The 16,933-nt window shown below is 64.7% G+C and carries 17 protein-coding genes; 10 read left to right on the top strand and 7 right to left on the bottom strand.

The features are described 5' to 3' along the window. Nucleotides 1-155: 155 nt before the first annotated feature. The 3 genes from CH268_RS19575 (at nt 156) to CH268_RS19565 (ending at nt 2,990) form a co-directional block, all read left to right on the top strand. A complete protein-coding gene (locus CH268_RS19575) occupies nt 156-1,028 on the top strand; it encodes an LLM class flavin-dependent oxidoreductase (RefSeq protein ID WP_094665629.1) in 873 nt (290 codons plus the stop codon). A gap of 12 nt (nt 1,029-1,040) precedes the next feature. Beyond that, nucleotides 1,041-2,387, top strand: coding sequence for an LLM class flavin-dependent oxidoreductase (locus tag CH268_RS19570; RefSeq protein WP_094665628.1), 1,347 nt, complete (start codon nt 1,041-1,043; stop codon nt 2,385-2,387). A gap of 78 nt (nt 2,388-2,465) precedes the next feature. After that, nucleotides 2,466-2,990 carry a hypothetical protein gene (locus CH268_RS19565; protein WP_027494251.1) on the top strand — a complete coding sequence of 175 codons (525 nt, stop codon included), beginning with the start codon at nt 2,466-2,468 and terminating at the stop codon, nt 2,988-2,990. Nucleotides 2,991-3,004: 14 nt separating this feature from the next. On the opposite strand, the gene CH268_RS19560 is transcribed toward CH268_RS19565, so the two are convergent. Continuing rightward, nucleotides 3,005-3,484 carry a winged helix-turn-helix domain-containing protein gene (locus tag CH268_RS19560; protein WP_094665627.1) on the bottom strand — a complete coding sequence of 160 codons (480 nt, stop codon included), beginning with the start codon at nt 3,482-3,484 and terminating at the stop codon, nt 3,005-3,007. 279 nt (nt 3,485-3,763) lie between these two features. Here CH268_RS19560 and CH268_RS19555 point away from each other — a divergent pair, with 279 nt between their 5' ends. Beyond that, the gene (locus tag CH268_RS19555; RefSeq protein WP_094665709.1) at nt 3,764-4,177 is read left to right on the top strand and encodes a GNAT family N-acetyltransferase; all 414 of its coding nucleotides are present in this window, start codon (nt 3,764-3,766) and stop codon (nt 4,175-4,177) included. A 17-nt stretch (nt 4,178-4,194) separates the two neighbouring features. On the opposite strand, the gene map is transcribed toward CH268_RS19555, so the two are convergent. Further along, the gene (gene map / locus CH268_RS19550; protein ID WP_032401081.1) at nt 4,195-4,965 is read right to left on the bottom strand and encodes a type I methionyl aminopeptidase; all 771 of its coding nucleotides are present in this window, start codon (nt 4,963-4,965) and stop codon (nt 4,195-4,197) included. 103 nt (nt 4,966-5,068) lie between these two features. Between map and CH268_RS19545 the strand changes: the two genes are divergently transcribed. Next, the gene (locus tag CH268_RS19545) at nt 5,069-5,764 is read left to right on the top strand and encodes a GNAT family N-acetyltransferase (RefSeq protein WP_094665626.1); all 696 of its coding nucleotides are present in this window, start codon (nt 5,069-5,071) and stop codon (nt 5,762-5,764) included. 2 nt (nt 5,765-5,766) lie between these two features. Here the strand turns inward: CH268_RS19545 and CH268_RS19540 are convergent, their stop codons facing one another. Further along, nucleotides 5,767-6,438 carry an HNH endonuclease gene (locus CH268_RS19540; RefSeq protein WP_141215169.1) on the bottom strand — a complete coding sequence of 224 codons (672 nt, stop codon included), beginning with the start codon at nt 6,436-6,438 and terminating at the stop codon, nt 5,767-5,769. 166 nt (nt 6,439-6,604) lie between these two features. On the opposite strand from CH268_RS19540, the gene CH268_RS19535 reads away from it, so the two are divergent. The 3 genes from CH268_RS19535 (at nt 6,605) to fgd (ending at nt 8,310) form a co-directional block, all read left to right on the top strand. Then, a complete protein-coding gene (locus tag CH268_RS19535; protein WP_176457995.1) occupies nt 6,605-6,904 on the top strand; it encodes a hypothetical protein in 300 nt (99 codons plus the stop codon). Next, a complete protein-coding gene (locus tag CH268_RS19530; protein WP_027498497.1) occupies nt 6,901-7,233 on the top strand; it encodes a YidH family protein in 333 nt (110 codons plus the stop codon). The genes CH268_RS19535 and CH268_RS19530 overlap by 4 nt, the downstream gene beginning before the upstream one ends. A gap of 63 nt (nt 7,234-7,296) precedes the next feature. After that, on the top strand, nt 7,297-8,310 hold the full coding sequence (gene fgd, locus CH268_RS19525; RefSeq protein ID WP_027498496.1) for a glucose-6-phosphate dehydrogenase (coenzyme-F420): 1,014 nt from the start codon (nt 7,297-7,299) through the stop codon (nt 8,308-8,310). Here fgd and CH268_RS19520 read toward each other — a convergent pair whose 3' ends face one another. Beyond that, nucleotides 8,311-8,835 (bottom strand): nitroreductase/quinone reductase family protein, encoded by a 525-nt coding sequence (locus CH268_RS19520; protein WP_027498495.1) that lies wholly within the window; start codon nt 8,833-8,835, stop codon nt 8,311-8,313. Nucleotides 8,836-8,895: 60 nt separating this feature from the next. Between CH268_RS19520 and pta the strand changes: the two genes are divergently transcribed. Further along, a complete protein-coding gene (gene pta, locus CH268_RS19515; RefSeq protein WP_176457994.1) occupies nt 8,896-11,013 on the top strand; it encodes a phosphate acetyltransferase in 2,118 nt (705 codons plus the stop codon). Then, on the top strand, nt 11,010-12,194 hold the full coding sequence (locus CH268_RS19510) for an acetate kinase (protein ID WP_094665623.1): 1,185 nt from the start codon (nt 11,010-11,012) through the stop codon (nt 12,192-12,194). Before pta ends, CH268_RS19510 begins: the two co-directional genes overlap by 4 nt. 7 nt (nt 12,195-12,201) lie before the next feature. Here the strand turns inward: CH268_RS19510 and CH268_RS19505 are convergent, their stop codons facing one another. The 3 genes from CH268_RS19505 to CH268_RS19495 are packed head-to-tail and all read right to left on the bottom strand — an operon-like array spanning nt 12,202 to nt 16,918. Continuing rightward, nucleotides 12,202-14,634 (bottom strand): serine/threonine-protein kinase, encoded by a 2,433-nt coding sequence (locus tag CH268_RS19505; RefSeq protein WP_094665622.1) that lies wholly within the window; start codon nt 14,632-14,634, stop codon nt 12,202-12,204. 11 nt (nt 14,635-14,645) lie between these two features. Further along, nucleotides 14,646-15,617: a glutamate ABC transporter substrate-binding protein gene (locus CH268_RS19500; protein WP_032382242.1), complete on the bottom strand. Its 972-nt coding sequence runs from the start codon at nt 15,615-15,617 to the stop codon at nt 14,646-14,648. After that, nucleotides 15,614-16,918, bottom strand: coding sequence for a hypothetical protein (locus CH268_RS19495; protein WP_094665621.1), 1,305 nt, complete (start codon nt 16,916-16,918; stop codon nt 15,614-15,616). Before CH268_RS19495 ends, CH268_RS19500 begins: the two co-directional genes overlap by 4 nt. Nucleotides 16,919-16,933 lie beyond the last annotated feature (15 nt).

Below are 16,933 nucleotides of genomic sequence, written 5' to 3'. Positions count from 1 at the left end.
TGAAAGCACTGGCAGCGGCGCTGATCGATCGACTCGGAGCTCACCCTGCCTGCACCGCCGCGGCGCTGGACTTCGGAACTCGTGGTTGAGCCGTCCGGTGAAGATCGTCGGTACAGGAAGCAGGAACACGATGAGCGCGAAGGGCTGAACCGAGGATGACCGAGACGTTGTACTTCGCAGTCGAACTCGACGGGTTCGACGAGACACCCGCGCTCCTGAAGCAGAACGTCGCCGACGCCGAACGCGCCGGCTTCACCCTCGTCACTTTCGGTGATTCGCTGGTCTCCTCCCACGAGCGCCTCGATGCAGGTACTCGTGCGGCATTCGTCGCCTCCACCACGTCCACCCTCGGCCTGGCACCCACGGTCCACACTCTGACGACCGAACCGTTCTTTCTCGCAACACAACTCGCGAGTGTGGACCACGCCTCGCACGGCCGCGGGGCCTGGGTGGTCGGCACCGACAACAGCGCGGACACTCACGCGGCTGTCGGATCCGAGGTCCGCTCCGAGACCACCGCCGAAGTGCGTGACGTCATCGATGTGGCGCGGCGGCTGTGGGATTCGTGGGAAGACGACGCCGTCGTTCGAGACGCGGGGTCCGGCCGGTATCTCGATCCCGCTCGCGTGCATCACGTGCGTTTCGAGGGCGAATTCTTCGACGTCGTAGGGCCACTGATCACTCCTCGTCCGCCGCAGGGGCAGTTGGTCGTCATCGGCGACGCCGACCTGGGAGTCACCGATCTGCTCGATGTCGCACTCGTACGCGGGGACGGGATCAGCGAGCAGGCCGACACCGCTCGCCGCGACGGAGCCGCGCTGGTGTTCGCCGATATCGACCACCTGTCGAAGGCCGAGGCCCTCGCCGGTGTCGTCGACGGCGTCCGGCTGCATCTCGGTGGCGCGGCGTTGAAAGAGCTTGCGGTACCGGCACATCTGATTCGTCGACCGACGCCGGGACTGTCGCTGCGAGAGAACCTGGGGTTGCCGCGTCCGGTCAGCCGCTACGCCGCGGCTGCGCACGAGTAGAGAAGAGCTGTCATGGGCATCATCGACCATCACCCGGACACCGGCGCACCGTTCGACCCGAACGCGCAGATTCATCTGGGCGTGTTCTATCCAGGTATAGGCGCGCAGACGGTCTGGGAGGATCCGAACGCCCCCGATCAAGTGGCCACCGACACGTTCGTCGAGGTCGCCGGCACACTCGAACGCGGTTTGTTCGACGCGTTCTTTCTCGGGGACGGTCAACGTATCCGAGAGAACCGTGGCGACATTCTCTCCACCGACATCGCCGGCAGGCCCGACGCCATCACGCAACTGGCGGCTCTGGCGTCGGTGACCGAGCGCATCGGACTTGTCGCGACCCAGAACACCACGTACAGCATCCCGGTGGAGTTGGCTCGTCGTTTGGCCAGCCTGGACGCGCTGTCGGACGGGCGCGCCGGATGGAACATCGTCACCACCGACAACGCCTGGACGGGTGAAAATTTCAGGCGCGGAGGGTGGTTGGAGCACGAACGCCGTTACGAGCGCGCCACCCAGGTGGTCGAACTGGCGAAGCAGTATTGGGCAGGTTCTCCTGTGGAGTCCCACACCGATCTGCTCGAAGCGGTTGCGGCACCCAACGTTCGGTCCAGTGTGCAAGGTGGGCCGGTGCTGTTCCAGGCCGGCGATTCGCCGGGAGGACGGGACCTCGCAGCCCGGCACGCCGACGTCGTCTTCTCGGCCAACAACGCCTACGACGCAGCGGTGGCCTACGCCAAAGATCTACGTGCCCGGACGGTTGCATACGGCCGACCGGCCGATGCCGTGAAGATCTTGCCCGGGGCGACCGTCGTACTCGGTGATACCGAGGCCGAGGCCGAAGAAAAGGTTCGGTGGCTTCGATCCAACGCGCACAACGGTGTTCGAGCCATCGCCTTTCTCGAGCACTACTGGGGCAAGGACCTCTCGGCGTACGACCCGGAGGGCCCACTACCCGACATCGATCCGGTGGACGCCGAGCTGGATCCGTCACGCGGCACGCTGTCCATCGACGCTCGGACCGGCAAACTGACTCAGATCGCGCAATGGCGAGCCCTCTCGGAAGAAAAAGGGCTGTCCATCCGAGAGTTGGTGCTCGAAGTGTCGCCGGCGTCGCGCTTCCACTCGGGAACCCCTGCGGCAGTGGCAGACCACTGGGCAGACCTCGTGCGTCACCGTGTGGTCGACGGCTTCAACATCAACCCGTATCACCTGCGTGACGCCATCGGCGATCTGGTCGACAAATTGGTCCCGGCATTGCAGGAGCGAGGGGTGTTCCGTACCGAATACACCTCGACGACGTTGCGGGGACACCTGGGCCTCGACGGTGACGATGCTTCGGAGCGTGCACGGGCGTCGTAGCGAGCTGGGCACATCCCCATCTAACGATCAGGTCTCGGGTCGGGTCCGATGGGAACGTGAACGCTCTACCATGGGCCTATGACTGCTGACCCGACCACGCCTGCACCGTCGACCAGCTCGGCGAATTGGAAGCGGCGCGGCATCCTGCTCGGTGCCGGCGTCGTTCTTCTGTTGATCGCCTACTTCGTTCTGGCGGCGTTCCTGCCACGGTGGTGGAGCCTGCGCGTCGAGAGCCTGGCTGATCGCACGTTCACCAAGGGAATTCTGTGGGGCCTGCTGTTCGGAATCGTCTGCACGTTCGCGCCACTGATGTTCTTCTGGAGTGCGTGGTCGGTCCGAAAGGGTAGGGCGGGAAAGCAGTTGGCGATCGGATCGGTAATTCTCGCAGTCGTCACCGCCATCCCGAACCTGCTGACTCTGACCATCGTTCTGGGTACCAGCAATGCCGCCCACGCCGGCGAACGCACCCTCGATACCAGCGCACCCGGCTTCCGCGGCGCGACGGCACTGGGCGCGATCATCGCGGTGGTTCTGGTCGCGTTGCTCGTGTTCGTGGTGGTACGTCGGAACCGTCGACGTCGAACAGCAGCACTGACGCGGTAGTCGTGTAACTGATCTCAGGCGCTGCGCAGCATCGACGGCTCGGTGATGACGCGGATTCCGGGCTCGGGGTCGAATCGGTAGCCGGTGCCGCGGACCGTCGTGATCAGTCGGCCGTACTGCCCGAGTTTGGTTCGCACCCTGGAGAGATGGACGTCGACACTGCGGCCGCCGTTCGAGTCACTCAGCTCGGATCTGTTCACCACGACACGAGGATGCTGGGCGAGATAGGCGAAGATCTCGAACTCGGTGTGGCTGAACCGAACGCTCTTGCCGGCGAGAACCACATCGCGCGCGGGTAGGTCGATGACAAGGGGAGCGTTGAGTTCGTTCACCCGGACGTCGAAACGCGTCAGGATCTTGGCATGTGGTGCATAGCTTTTGGCGGCGACGCGGAGAGCATCGGCGAGGGCGTGCAACTGCGGTCGAGTCAATCCCTGCAAGGATGACGTCCCGGAATCGGAGATACGAAGAACGACGGTCGCTTCAGTGCTCATGGCTGTGGCTCCTGTGACAAGTGTCGACTGTGACAAGTGCTGTCGACGGTGGGGAGGTCGGATGGTCAGCGTGGGCAGCGACAGTTCGTGTTCACGCTGTCACAGTGCACGACGACGACTGATCGCACCAGCAATAAACTCACCGTGATTGCAGCGGTTGACGGCGGCCCGTAGCGCGTGGTCCGATCGAGCGTGACCGATGTAGCGCAGTCCCGAACAGACCTCGTCACCCGCGCCGTCGACTGGAACCATCCCGACGCCGAATCGCTCCGTGCCGCAATGGCATCGGAGGTGGGTCCCCGATACGCGGACCGAGCGGCCTTGATGGCGAAGACGCAGGCCAATGCCGTGGACGAAGGCGACGTGCATCGCACGTTCGTCGTCTATCGGTGCGATGCGCAGAACGTCGAGCAGGCCGTCGGGCATGCCGCTCTGCGGTGGAACGGCCCCGACCTCGAACTGAAGCGAATGTTCGTTCATCCTGATCACCGTGGGTCGGGAGTCTCCACCGCGCTGCTGCAGGCGGCCGAGAATGCGGCCCGCGACCAGGGATTGCGACGCTTGATTTTGCAGACCGGTGATCGTCAGCCCGACGCGGTGCGGCTGTACGAGAAGAGCGGCTACACCCGCATCCCGGTGTTTTCGCCGTACGAACTGCTGCCGTTCTCCAACACTTTCGAGAAGCGTTTGTGACTCCTACCGACGCAGAATCACGAACGTAGGGTCATGATTTCGGCCCCGCTGTCGGTGATGACGACGGTGTGCTCGCTGTGCGCGGTGCGGCAACCGGTGGTGCTGCGCAATGTCCACCCGTCGGGGTCGGTGACCAGCTCGTCGGTATCCGCCATCACCCAGGGCTCGAGCGCCAACATCAGGCCGGGGCGAAGGCCGTAGCCGCGACCGGGCCTGCCGGTATTGGATACGTGCGGATCCTGATGCATGGTCGATCCGATTCCGTGACCACCGAACTGAACGTTGATGGGATAGCCGGCTTCACGAAGAACCGTCCCGATGGCGTGGGAGATATCGCCGATCTTGTTGCCCGGACGTGCCGCGGCGATACCCGCGGCCAACGCTCGTTCGGTGGCATCGATCATCGCCAGGCTCTCTGCCGGCTTGTTCTCGCCGACGACGAAACTGATGGCCGAGTCCGATGCCACGCCGCCGAGGATCACGGCAAGATCGAGGGTCAGCAGATCGCCGTCGGCCAGGTTGTAGTCGTGCGGCAAACCGTGCAGCACAGCGTCGTTGACCGACGTGCAGATGTAGTGGCCGAAGGGTCCGCGCCCGAAGGACGGCGCGTAATCGACGTAGCACGACGTCGCCCCCGCCCCGAGGATGATGTCCTTGGACCATTCGTCGATCTCGAGCAGATTGGTGCCGACGGTCGCGCGTTCGCGGACGGTCTCGAGAATTTCGGCGACGAGTGCACCGGTTTCACGGGCAAGGGGAATCTTGCTCGGGGGCAGGATTTCGATCACGGAATGCCTTTCGGTTCGATGCGAATAACTATACCGGTATAAGTATTGGTGACGGAGTGGGTCGTGAGCAACTGACCGAGCCCGACATGGGACGCTGACCGACGTGTCTGTTCACCCTCTCGACGATCCCATTCGTACCTCCCTCGGGGGTCCGCTGTCGCGGTTTGCGATCACGCGCGGCCGAGTGATTCGCGCTGATCCCCAGGTCTCGCCCTTTCTGGCGCATCCCGACGTTCTGCAGCCACGGGATTGGGACGACATCGCAGTGCTGTTCGGGCCACGAAGCATCGTGGGATTGCGGGGGCCGGTGCTGGATGTGCCCGAGGGGTGGTCCGTGGTCGACAGCTTCGGAATCGTTCAACTCGTGGGCACCGAACTCGAGACTCGGCCGTTGGCCGAGGCGGTAGAACTGACAGCCGACGACGTGCCCGAGATGCTCGATCTCGTGCGACGCACCGAGCCGGGCCCGTTCCTTCCTCGCACCCGCGAACTCGGCACGTATCTCGGTATCCGACGGGGCGGCGCTCTGATCGCGATGGCAGGGGAGCGCATGCGTCCGCCGGGGTGGACCGAGATCAGCGCAGTGTGTACCGACCCGGCTCATCGCGGACAGGGCTTGGCCACCGAGCTGGTCCGCGCGGTCGGTCACGGCATCAGGGCCCGAGGCGACCAGCCGTTCCTGCATGCCGCCGCGACGAACATCCGCGCTATCGAGCTGTACCTCTCGATCGGATTCTCGCTACGCCAGACCTCGCAGCTGACGCTGGTGAGAACACCGGAACGAGCGGCCGACGTCTGAGGTCAGAAGGGCGGCTCCTCGTCTTCTTCGTTGGTCGGTTCTGGCTCGGGGGTCGGGTTGTCGGGTGGGTCGGGGTAGGCGATGACGCCTGATCGTCTGGGTTTGGTGGGGATGTACGGCCGGAGGTCGTTGCCGATGATGGGTACGGCTGTTCCGTTGGCGGGCAGGGTGATTCGGGTGGTCTTCGATGCCGAGGTCTGCAGGATGGCACCGCCGGGGAGCATGACGGCGGTCCAGTAGCCTGCGGTTTTGACGCTGTGGTGGTATTCGCAGAGGCATTGGAGGTTGTTGACGGTGGTCCAGCCGCCGCCGAGGGGGTTGGCGTGGTCGAACGGGATCACGTGGTCGAGTTGGCAGCGTGCGGCGGGGTGGTGGCAGCCGGGGAAGCGGCAGTGGCGATCGCGTAGTCGGGCCGCTGCGGAGGCAAGGGAATTCCGACGCCGTTGCCGGGTGTCGGGATCGGCGGACGGCTCGGGTGGGGCGTCTGTGGTGGTCGAATGAGGTTGTAGTGCAACCGAACCCGTATCCGAACGCAGCTGCGGGCTCGGACCTGCATCCTGCGCGATGCAGGTGAGGTGGAAGTCGGAGCAGGCAGCGATCTTTCGGGCCGCATGCCGATTCTCTTCCCGCGCGGCAGTGATCAACGCATCCAACGACACCACTGGTGCAGCCATTTTTTTCACCCCCCGGTGACCCCCAGTTCAGAACGCGCGTTCGAACTGAAGAAAGAGTATCTCGACCCACCGACAGGTTTTGGAGATGATGGTTGCGAGAGCGTCCCAAGCAGGCCTACCGTTAACTATGCGAACAACATCCACGGCCCACTACGACGACGGTCTCGTGCGCGTGGACGATAGCGGGGTCACGTTGCGGCACTACTACTTTCCGTTCGCGATCGAGAAGTTCGTCCCCTACGGCGACATTCGCGCCGTCGACACCGCCGTTCTCGGTAACTGGAACGGTCGGTGGCGATTGTGGGGAGCGCCGTGGATCGACCAGTGGCTCCCGCTGGACGTCATGCGTCCGAAGAAGGACACTGCAGTGGTGCTCACCATCCGCCGCATCTCGCCCGTCTTCACCCCCGACGATCCTGAACTCGTTGCCCGACTCATCCGCGAACGCATCACCGCTCCAGCGTGACGCGCCCCGACGAACGGTTCACCCTCGCCAGTGAACGCACCTTTCTTGCCTGGCTGAGAACCTCGCTCGGGTTGCTCGCCGGCGGGATTGCAATCGTTCACCTGGTTCCAGGATTCAGCACCGGCTGGGTTCGCACTGCACTCGGTCTGATTCTCATCGGCCTCGCGGCCGCCGCACCCGTCATCGGACTGCGGCGATGGATGCGAGTGCGCGCCGCCCTCGAGAGCGGAGCGCCCATGCCCGAGTCTCGGGACCTGTGGATCTTCGCGGTCGGCATCGGCGCAGTAGCAGTATTGGCTGCGGTGGTCACTGTTCTGGGGATCCAGTAGCACACCGCAAATCGCCGCAGGTGCACAATCGAAGTACTAGACGACCAACGACAGGAGTTCGGCGTGGCGCAGGGTCTCAAGCTCGGGTACAAAGCATCGGCGGAGCAGTTCGGGCCGCGGGAGCTCGTCGAACTCGGTGTTCTCGCCGAGCAACACGGTATGGACTCCGCGACTGTCAGTGACCACTTTCAACCGTGGCGTCACGAGGGCGGTCACGCCCCGTTCTCTCTGGCCTGGATGACGGCTGTCGGCGAGCGCACGAAGACGATCCAGCTCGGGACGTCCGTTCTGACGCCGACGTTCCGCTACAACCCGTCGGTCATCGCGCAGGCGTTCGCCACGATGGGCTGCCTGTATCCCGGGCGCATCATGCTCGGAGTGGGAACCGGTGAGGCGCTCAACGAGATCGCCACCGGGTTCACCGGCGAATGGCCGGAGTTCAAGGAGCGTTTCGCACGACTGCGGGAGTCGGTTCGCTTGATGCGCGAGCTGTGGCTGGGAGATCGCGTCGATTTCGAGGGCGAGTACTACACGACCAAGGGCGCGTCGATCTACGACGTCCCCGAGGGCGGCATCCCTGTCTACATCGCGGCCGGCGGACCCGTCGTCGCGCGATATGCGGGACGCGCGGGCGACGGCTTCATCTGCACGTCGGGCAAGGGCATGGAGCTCTACACCGACAAGCTCCTCCCGGCCGTCGAAGAGGGTGCAGGCAAGGCAGAGCGTGACGCCGGCGAGATCGACAAGATGATCGAGATCAAGATCAGCTACGACACCGATCCCGAACTGGCACTGGAGAATTGCCGTTTCTGGGCTCCGCTGTCTCTGACGCCGGAGCAGAAGCACTCCATCGACGACCCGATGGAGATGGAGAAGGCCGCCGACGAGCTGCCGATCGAGCAGGTCGCCAAGCGTTGGATCGTGGCTTCGGACCCGGACGAGGCCGTCGAGAAGGTCAAGCAGTACACCGACGCCGGCCTGAACCACCTGGTGTTCCACGCGCCCGGACACGACCAGAAGCGCTTCCTCGAGCTGTTCGAGAAGGATCTGGCACCGCGCCTGCGCAAGCTCGGCTAGTTACGTCGAAGTGCGGGGATCGGCCGAGAGTGCGAACAATCGCATGTCTCGGTCGGTCCTTGTTTCGTACTCGCCGTAGACCTCCACCATCGCGTCGAACTGTCGGTAGATACGCGCCTTCTCGTCGCCGGTGATTCGGGTGGCGGTGACCGGTATCTTCCTGCCGCCGATAGTGACGACGGCCTTCGGATCGGCCAGAAGATTCGACGTCCATGCCGGATGGTGTTGTTGGCCGAAATTGGATCCGACGACGAAAATGCGATCACCCTCCCGGTAGTACAACAGCGGACTCGTCCTCGGCTTACCGGATTTGCGTCCGGTGGTGGTCAACAGCACCACCGGAGCGGCGATCGGTCCGAGGACGGTGAATCGGCCGTTCGACTTGGTCAACAACCAGCGGTCGACGCCTGCGAGGTTCCTGATCACCCACGAACCGGGCTTGGTCGACGCGAACTTGACGGCGGGCTTGCGGATGAACGATGTCTCGCTGCCCCAACGAACATCCGGAAACGGTGATTCGGCCATGGCTCATGGGACAACCCGACTGTGCTCGGTGTCAACACCCCAACCATTAAGCTGGCGGGCATGGCTGAGTCCACCGGTGCCGAGACGGCTGACATGTATCCCTCGAGTATTTATGTCGCGTCACCGGAAGGCGACTCCGGCAAGTCCACGATTGCGTTGGGTGTGCTGCAGATGCTCGCCGCGACGACGGCCCGGGTCGGTGTGTTTCGGCCTATCGCTCGTTCGACGGACGAGCCGGATTACATTCTCGAATTGCTCGTCGAGCACACGACCGCCGATCTGAGTTACGAGCAGTCTCTCGGGGTCACTTACGAGCAGGTGCATTCCGATCAGGATGCGGCGCTGAGCGAGATCGTCAGTCGCTATCACGAGGTGGCTGCGCAGTGCGACGCCGTGGTGATCGTGGGTAGCGATTACACCGACGTCGGCAGCCCCAGTGAACTGGGGTTCAACGCGCGCATCGCGGTCAATCTCGGTGCCCCCGTGCTCCTCGCGCTGCGTGGCTCCGATCGAACCCCCGACGAGATCGCTCAGTTGGCGGCGCTGTGCCAGGCCGAACTGCGGCAGCACCACGCCCATCTCGCCGCGATCGTGGCGAACCGGTGCGATCCGGATCAGTTGGACGCCGTCACCGACGCATTGGCGTCGGTCGACGTTCCTGCGTGGAGCCTTCCCGAGATCCCGTTGCTCGTCGCGCCGACCATGGCGGAGTTGCTCGACGCGGTGGACGGAACGCTCTACAGCGGCGACTCGTCGTTGCTGCAGCGAGAAGCGATGCGGGTGATGGTCGGCGGTATGACGGCCGAGCACATTCTGGAGCGGCTCACCGAAGGTGTCGTCGTCATCGCGCCGGCAGACCGGTCCGACGTACTGCTCGCACTCGTCAATGCTCATGAGGCGGAGGGTTTTCCGTCCCTCGCCGGCATCATCATGAACGGCGGCATCGAACCGCACCCGGCAATCGCACGACTGGTCGCCGGTCTCGGTCCGAGACTGCCGATTCTGACCACCGAGCTCGGAACCTTCGACACCGCATCGGCTGCGGCGCAGACCCGCGGCCGTGTTGCCGTCGGATCTCAGCGCAAGGTGGACACCGCGCTGGGCCTGATGGAGCAGCGGGTGGACGCCAAAACCCTTCTGGGACGGCTCGATATCGCCATCCCGACCATCACGACGCCGCAGATGTTCGAATACCAGCTCATTCATCGAGCGCGTGCCGATCGCAAGCACATCGTGCTCCCCGAGGGCGGCGACGACCGAATTCTGCGGGCCGCCGGAAGGCTGCTGCAACGCCAGGTCGCGGACCTCACGATCCTCGGCGAAGAAGGCCCGATTCGACGTCGTGCATCGGAACTGGGAGTGGATCTGGACTCGGCAACTATCCTCGACCCCAAGAACTGCGACTACGCCGAGGAATTCGCGCAGGAGTACACCGAACTGCGCAAGCACAAGGGGATGACGATCGAGCGTGCCCGCGAGATCATGGCCGACATCTCCTACTTCGGAACCATGATGGTGCACAAGGGCATTGCCGATGGCATGGTGTCGGGAGCGGCGCACACGACCGCGCACACCATCAAGCCGTCGTTCGAGATCATCAAGACCACCGAGGGCGTGTCGACGGTCTCGTCGATCTTCCTGATGTGCCTGTCCGATCGCGTACTGGCCTACGGCGACTGCGCCGTCGTGCCGGACCCGACGGCCGAGCAATTGGCCGACATCGCCATCTCCTCGGCGCAGACCTCGGCCCAGTTCGGTATCGAACCGCGAGTGGCGATGCTGTCGTACTCCACCGGCGAATCCGGCTCGGGAGCCGACGTCGACAAGGTGCGGCAAGCGACGGCCATCGTGCGCGAACGCAACCCGGAACTGTTGGTGGAGGGCCCCATTCAATACGACGCGGCCATCGAGCCGTCGGTCGCGAAATCGAAGCTGCCGGATTCCGACGTGGCAGGCCGCGCAACGGTGTTCATCTTCCCCGACCTCAACACCGGCAACAACACCTACAAGGCCGTTCAGCGCAGCGCCGGTGCCGTCGCTGTCGGGCCGGTACTGCAGGGCCTGCGCAAGCCCGTCAACGACCTCTCGCGCGGGGCACTTGTGGAGGACATCGTCAACACCGTCGCCATCACCGCCATTCAGGCGCAGGGTATCTCCCAGCAGGAGGCACAGGCGTGAGCATCCTCGTCGTCAACTCGGGCTCGTCCTCGGTCAAATTCCAACTGGTCGATCCCGATTCGGGCGAATCGCTGGCCAGTGGTCTCGTCGAGCGTATCGGCGAATCCGACGGGCGCGTCGAACTGGACTACCGCGGCGAGAGCGTCGAGCGAATCCAGCACATCGAGGACCACGGCGACGGGTTGGCTCTGGCATTCGAGATGCTGTCCGACGCCGGCATCGAACTGGGATCCGACGTCACTGCCGTCGGGCATCGCGTCGTGCACGGCGGCACGGTCTTCTATCGCCCCACGATCATCGACGACACTGTCGTGCAGCAGATTTCGGACCTGAGCAGTCTTGCTCCGCTGCACAATCCGCCCAACGTCCTCGGTATCGAGGTGGCGCGGAAGCAACTGCCGAACGTGCCGCATGTGGCCGTATTCGACACGGCGTTCTTCCATTCTCTGCCCGACGCTGCTGCGACGTACGCGATCGACGCCGCCGTCGCAGCCGAACACGACATCAGGCGCTACGGCTTTCACGGCACCTCGCACCGCTACGTGTCCGAGCAGGTTGCGCAGTTCTTGGAACGCGATCTCGGGGACCTCAAGCAGATCGTGCTGCATCTGGGCAACGGTGCGTCGGCATCGGCGGTCGACGGGGGCCGCGCGGTCGATACGTCGATGGGTCTGACCCCACTCGAGGGACTGGTGATGGGCACCCGCAGTGGGGATATCGACCCCGGTGTGATCATGCATCTGCGTCGTAGTGCTGGGATGAGTGTCGACGACATCGACACTCTCCTCAACCGCCGGTCGGGTCTGATCGGACTGTCCGGGGTCAACGACTTCCGGGAACTGCAACAACGCATCGACGACGGCGATGCATCGGCCCGGTTGGCCTACGACGTGTACATACACCGGCTGCGTAAGTACATCGGCGCGTACATGATCGGGCTCGGGCGGCTCGACGTCATCACGTTCACCGCGGGCGTCGGCGAGAACGCTGCTGCCGTGCGCGCCGACGCACTGTCGAACCTGGAACACTTCGGAATTCGGATCGACTCCGAACGTAACGCCGTGCGCAGCAAGTCGGCTCGCGTGATCTCCGCCGAATCCTCGGCCGTCACGGTGCTGGTGGTGCCGACGAACGAGGAGCTGGCGATCGCCCGATCGACGGACGATCTGGTTCGATCCTGACGAATCGCTAGAACAGTGAACGCGGACGGATCGCATTCGCCAGGTCCACCAACGAGAACCGGTGCGCGCGATCGGTTGCGCTGCGGGCCAGTGCCCGCAGACCCTTCTCGGTGCCGCGCCGCAAACCGTCCTCGGTGAACGGCACGCTGAGTATCGGTTCGCGTTCTGCCGTGGACGCGTGACCGGAGACGATCCAGTCCAGGGCCATCGCCAGGACCAACGTCCGCATCTGCAGTGCTCGGCTTTCCGCCTTGGGGAGCAGCGCCACTCGCCGTGCGGCAGAACGGAAGTCGGCCTCGGACAGCTCGGCGCGCGAGCGATCCATCAGCAAGGTCAGCACACTGGTCATCCGTGCCATCGAGTAGTGCCGCGAGCTGATCGGAACCTGGTCCAGTGCCGCGATGGCACCGGTCTGATCACCGCGGCGCTGCAGCTGCCGGGCCAGACCGAACGCCGAACTGACGATGCCCCTGTTGGTGCGCCACACAGCGCGGTACAGTCCCTCGGCTCTGGCCCGCCACTTCTCGGCGTCCTCGTCGTTGCCGAGCGCGACATGCCCCAACAATTCCGATGTGGCACCGAGCGCCAGTTTGGGCGCGAGCTCGCCGGGCATCGCTCCGAGCACGTTGTCGAAACTCGTGAACGCAGAATCGTATTCGTGGTGCAGCAAGGCGATCAATCCGGCGTACCACTGCACCCGCCACGGATCGGCGGCATGATCCTCGGATTGCACCTTCGACAGGATGTCGGTGGCCTCCACGACGTGCCCCAGATCGAGGTGCGCCTTGACCTCGGCGAGGGTGATCTCCAGGCTCGCTCCCGCGGGCGCGGAACCGGTGGCACCTGTCGTGCCGGCCGACACCCGCTCGATGCCGTTCCGCTTGGCGTGCTGGAGCGAGTCCAGAGTCTGCTGAGCTTCGACGTGCACGGCGGCGGCCAGCAGGGGAGCGCTCGGATCGTTGGGATCGACCAAGGGAACCGGCAGTGCGGCAACCACTTCGGCTGCCGTCATGCGCTCGTGTCGTACCTTGCCGTCGACGTACGTGTCGGTACGACCCACCGACTGCTCCGTACCGAACGTCGTACGCGGCGGGCTGAAGACCGCGGACAGGCCGGGCCGCTCGACGCCCGTCCGGATCGCCAGGATCTCGCGCAGCACGCCGGTTGCCTGCCCCGCGAATTCGTCGGCGGACCGGAACCGCCGAGTCGGGTCTGCGTTGGTGGCTCGAAGCAGCAGGCGATGCAGCGACGGGAACTGCTGCAGCACGTCCGATTCTGCGACCGAGGGCAGGCCGTCGAGGTACTTGCCGTTCTTCGACGGCATGTCCAGCGTCAGCACCGCGAGGGTGCGGCCGACGGTGTAGATGTCCGACGCCACCGTCGGCCCGGTCTTCACGATCTCCGGTGCCTGGTACCCCACCGTGCCGTACAGGTAGCCGTAATCCTCGATGCCCGCGACCGCACCGAGGTCGATCAACTTGATCTGGTCCTCGGAGACCATGATGTTCTCGGGCTTGAGATCGTTGTAGACGAGCCCGATCGAATGCAGATAACCCAGTGCCGGAAGCACTTCGAGAACATAGGCGAGCGCCTGCTCGACCGGCATGCGGGCGTCGTCACCGCATGCGGTCAGGATGTCGCGCAGCGAACGACCACCCACGTACTCCATGACGATGAAGCCGACGGAAGTGCCGTCGCCGCGGGGTTGTTCGACGAAGTTGTAGATCTTGACGACGCCGGGATGCGCTACCTCGGCCAGGAATTGACGCTCCGCAACCGCGACCGCATGGGCTTCCTCGTCGCCGAAATGCAGTAGGCCTTTGAGAACTACCCAGCGGTCGCTGACGTTGCGGTCGATGGCGAGGTAGATCCACCCCAGACCGCCGTGCGCGATGCAGCCCTGAACGTCGTACTGGCCCACCACCCGATCACCCGGCTCGAGCAGCGGCGTGAAATCGAAGGTGGTGCCGCAGTGCGGGCACACGCCCACCGAGATGTCGGGCTCTCCCGGTTCGCTGCGCCCCACTTTGGCGTTGCACTTCCAACAGAACCGTTTGTGCTGCGGCACCGTGGGATCCGACATCACCGCGGTCGCCGGATCGATCGGCTCCACCCGGGGGACCTCCACCAGGCCGCCGCCGAGACGACGCCGAATGCCGGTGCTGCGGGAGCGACCGGACCGAGATCGACCGGTTCTGGCCCGAGTGGACGCGCTTTGCGACATGCCGGATTTGGCCGCTGAGGATTTGGCAACCGCAGCTTTCGAGTTGTCCTCACCTACCGGCGAATTCGGCCCCGGAGTCGGTGCGGTCCGGTCGTCGATCGGCGATCGCGAGACCGCCTGTGTGCGTTCGACGCCGTCCGTCGATGTGAGCTGCTCGCGTGACACCGCCTGCGTGCGTTGCGCGGGAGCGGTGGGTTGCTGTTCGTCCTCGTCCATGACGTGCGCCTCTAATCGCTGTACGACGCGGTGGGTGGACCGGGGGAGGGGCCGAGCACCGTCAGCCATTTGTTGTAGATGCGGTTCCAGGTGCCGTCGGACCTGATGCGTGCCAACGTTCCGTTGACGAAGCGCACGAGATCCTCGTTCTTCTTGTTGATGCCCACGCCGTACGGTTCCGGGCTCAGACTGTCGCCGACGATCTCGAGGTACGGGTCCTGTGCGGCAAGTCCGGCCAGGATGGCGTCGTCGGTGCTGATGGCGTCGACCTGTCGTTGTTGCAGTACCACCAGGCAATCCGACCACATGGGCACCGTCACCACGGTTGCCGCCGGTTGCACCCGCTGCAGGCGACGCAGCGACGTGGTGCCCTCCACCGCGCACACCCGCTTGCCCGCCAGATCCCCGACCCCACGGATACCCGAGCCCTGTACCACCAGAACTCGGTGCTGCGCTTGGAAGTACACGGTGGAGAACTGGACGTCCTTACGCCGGGCGCACGTGATCGTCATGGTTTTCACCACGATGTCCACCGTCGAGTCCTGCAAAGCTTCGAGGCGCTGTGCGGACGTGAGAATTCGGAAGTCCAACCGGTTCGGGTCTCCGAACAGGTCGCGTGAGATCTCCCGAGCGATGTCGACGTCGAACCCGACCAGCTGCCCGGTCATGGGGTCGCGAAAGCTGAAAAGGTTGCTGCCCGTGTCGAGGCCGACGACGAGGCGACCCTTGGCGCGGAGTGCATCGATGGTCGGCTGCGGAGGCAGTGGCACGTCGGTGCCGGTCGGTAGCGGCCGCAGACTGGCCGTGGGGCGGGCGCACTCGTCGTCCGCCGGTGTTTCGGTGGGCCGAGCTGCGACGGTGGCACCGTCGGGGAGAGGGGGTTCGGTGAACGTCGTATCGGTCTGTGCCGCAATTCTTTCCGGCGGCGAGCACCCGACGAGCAGGGCGGTCGCAACGAGGCCGGCGGCCAGCAGGCGCTTCACAGGTACTCACGCAACCTCGGGAACAGGCCGACACCGAACGCCACCGACGCCAGGACCGTCAGCACGTACGCGCCGTTCGACAAACCCGACAGGACCCAGACCGATCGGTCGATGTTGGAGCGCAGTTCGCTTCGGGCACTGTCGATCCCGTCGACCAGCACACTGTCGAGAGCATTGAACGCGGCCGCCGAATCCGAATCACCCGATCCGGTCGCTATCGACACCGCACCGTTGAAGTCGCCGACCTCGAGCGCCGAATCGATGCGCGCATGCGAGGCCGACCAGTTGTTCAGGGCCTCGGTCACCTCGGGGTCGCCCTCGAACATGTCCTCGAGCCGAGAGACGTTGCCGGCGAACGACTGTCCGTAATCCTGACTGCCACCGCGCCGGGCCAGGTCGAGTGTCTCGTCCGCCCTGGCCTGCTGGGCCAGAATGAACCCCGTCGTGTAGGACTTCAGCGGCGCCACCCCGCGGTCGATAGCGCGGTCGGTGGCGATCGACGAGATCAACCCCACCACCAACATCCACCCGAGCAAGCCGGCCAGCGCGGCCGTGGCACCGAGAAAACCGACATTCAGTGTGCGACGAGTCGTCCGGGACAGATACCACTGAGCGAGACCGGTCATCAGCAACAGGAACACCACCGACCCGATCGCGAAGTACGGGGGACTGGTGAACCTCTCCTGATCGGCCGAGACGCGGGAGGCCTGCTCGGTGTACAACTTCTCGGCCAGCGGCAACAGGCTGGACTGCATCATCGTCGACGCCTCGCCGAGATATGCCGCACCCACCGGGTTCCCGCTGCGATTATTCGCTCGCGCCGTCTCGACCAGCCCGCTGTACACCGGCAACCCGGTAGCGATCTGCGTCAGCACCGCGCTGGTGGCCTCGTCCTTGTCGGTGACCCCGGCGGACGCGGCGATCAATTCCGACGACGCCTCACCCAAAGCCTGCGAGTACCGGTCACGTACTTCTGGTTGCTCGAGCCCACCGGCGATGAATGCCGACGCGGCCGCCGCGTCGGCCACCGACAGGGCACCGTAGAGATTCTGAGCCGAGTTGGCGAACGGCTCGGTGCGCACCAGCAGTGTCCCGAGAGTGTCGACTCGATCGGTCACCGCCGTGGACGCGAGATTTCCGACCGTCAGCGCCAGGACGACCAGCGCGGTACCCATCGCGACCAACCGCGCAGGCGTCGAACGCATCGTGTATCGAACCGGTGGCTTGCCTGCAGCGGCACCGACGTGGGGTGCCGTTGTCGGGGGGACGGCAGCAGAGGGAGTAATGCCGGCCGCGATCACGCATCGAGCATATAA

Origin of the sequence: Rhodococcus sp. 06-1460-1B, assembly GCF_002258475.1 — a bacterium.
In the GTDB taxonomy this organism is placed as follows: Bacteria; Actinomycetota; Actinomycetes; order Mycobacteriales; family Mycobacteriaceae; genus Rhodococcoides; species Rhodococcoides fascians.
Note: the sequence above shows the minus strand (reverse complement) of the source record. Positions and strands in the feature narration are given on the sequence as shown.

Bases quoted from the DNA above. Each gene is read 5' to 3' on its own strand.
- CH268_RS19575 (WP_094665629.1), top strand. From the start codon at position 156: ATGACCGAGACGTTGTACTTCGCAGTCGAACTCGACGGGTTCGACGAG.
- CH268_RS19570 (WP_094665628.1), top strand. From the start codon at position 1,041: ATGGGCATCATCGACCATCACCCGGACACCGGCGCACCGTTCGACCCG.
- CH268_RS19565 (WP_027494251.1), top strand. From the start codon at position 2,466: ATGACTGCTGACCCGACCACGCCTGCACCGTCGACCAGCTCGGCGAAT.
- CH268_RS19560 (WP_094665627.1), bottom strand. From the start codon at position 3,484: ATGAGCACTGAAGCGACCGTCGTTCTTCGTATCTCCGATTCCGGGACG.
- CH268_RS19555 (WP_094665709.1), top strand. From the start codon at position 3,764: ATGGCATCGGAGGTGGGTCCCCGATACGCGGACCGAGCGGCCTTGATG.
- CH268_RS19540 (WP_141215169.1), bottom strand. From the start codon at position 6,438: ATGGCTGCACCAGTGGTGTCGTTGGATGCGTTGATCACTGCCGCGCGG.
- CH268_RS19520 (WP_027498495.1), bottom strand. From the start codon at position 8,835: ATGGCCGAATCACCGTTTCCGGATGTTCGTTGGGGCAGCGAGACATCG.
- pta (WP_176457994.1), top strand. From the start codon at position 8,896: ATGGCTGAGTCCACCGGTGCCGAGACGGCTGACATGTATCCCTCGAGT.
- CH268_RS19505 (WP_094665622.1), bottom strand. From the start codon at position 14,634: ATGGACGAGGACGAACAGCAACCCACCGCTCCCGCGCAACGCACGCAG.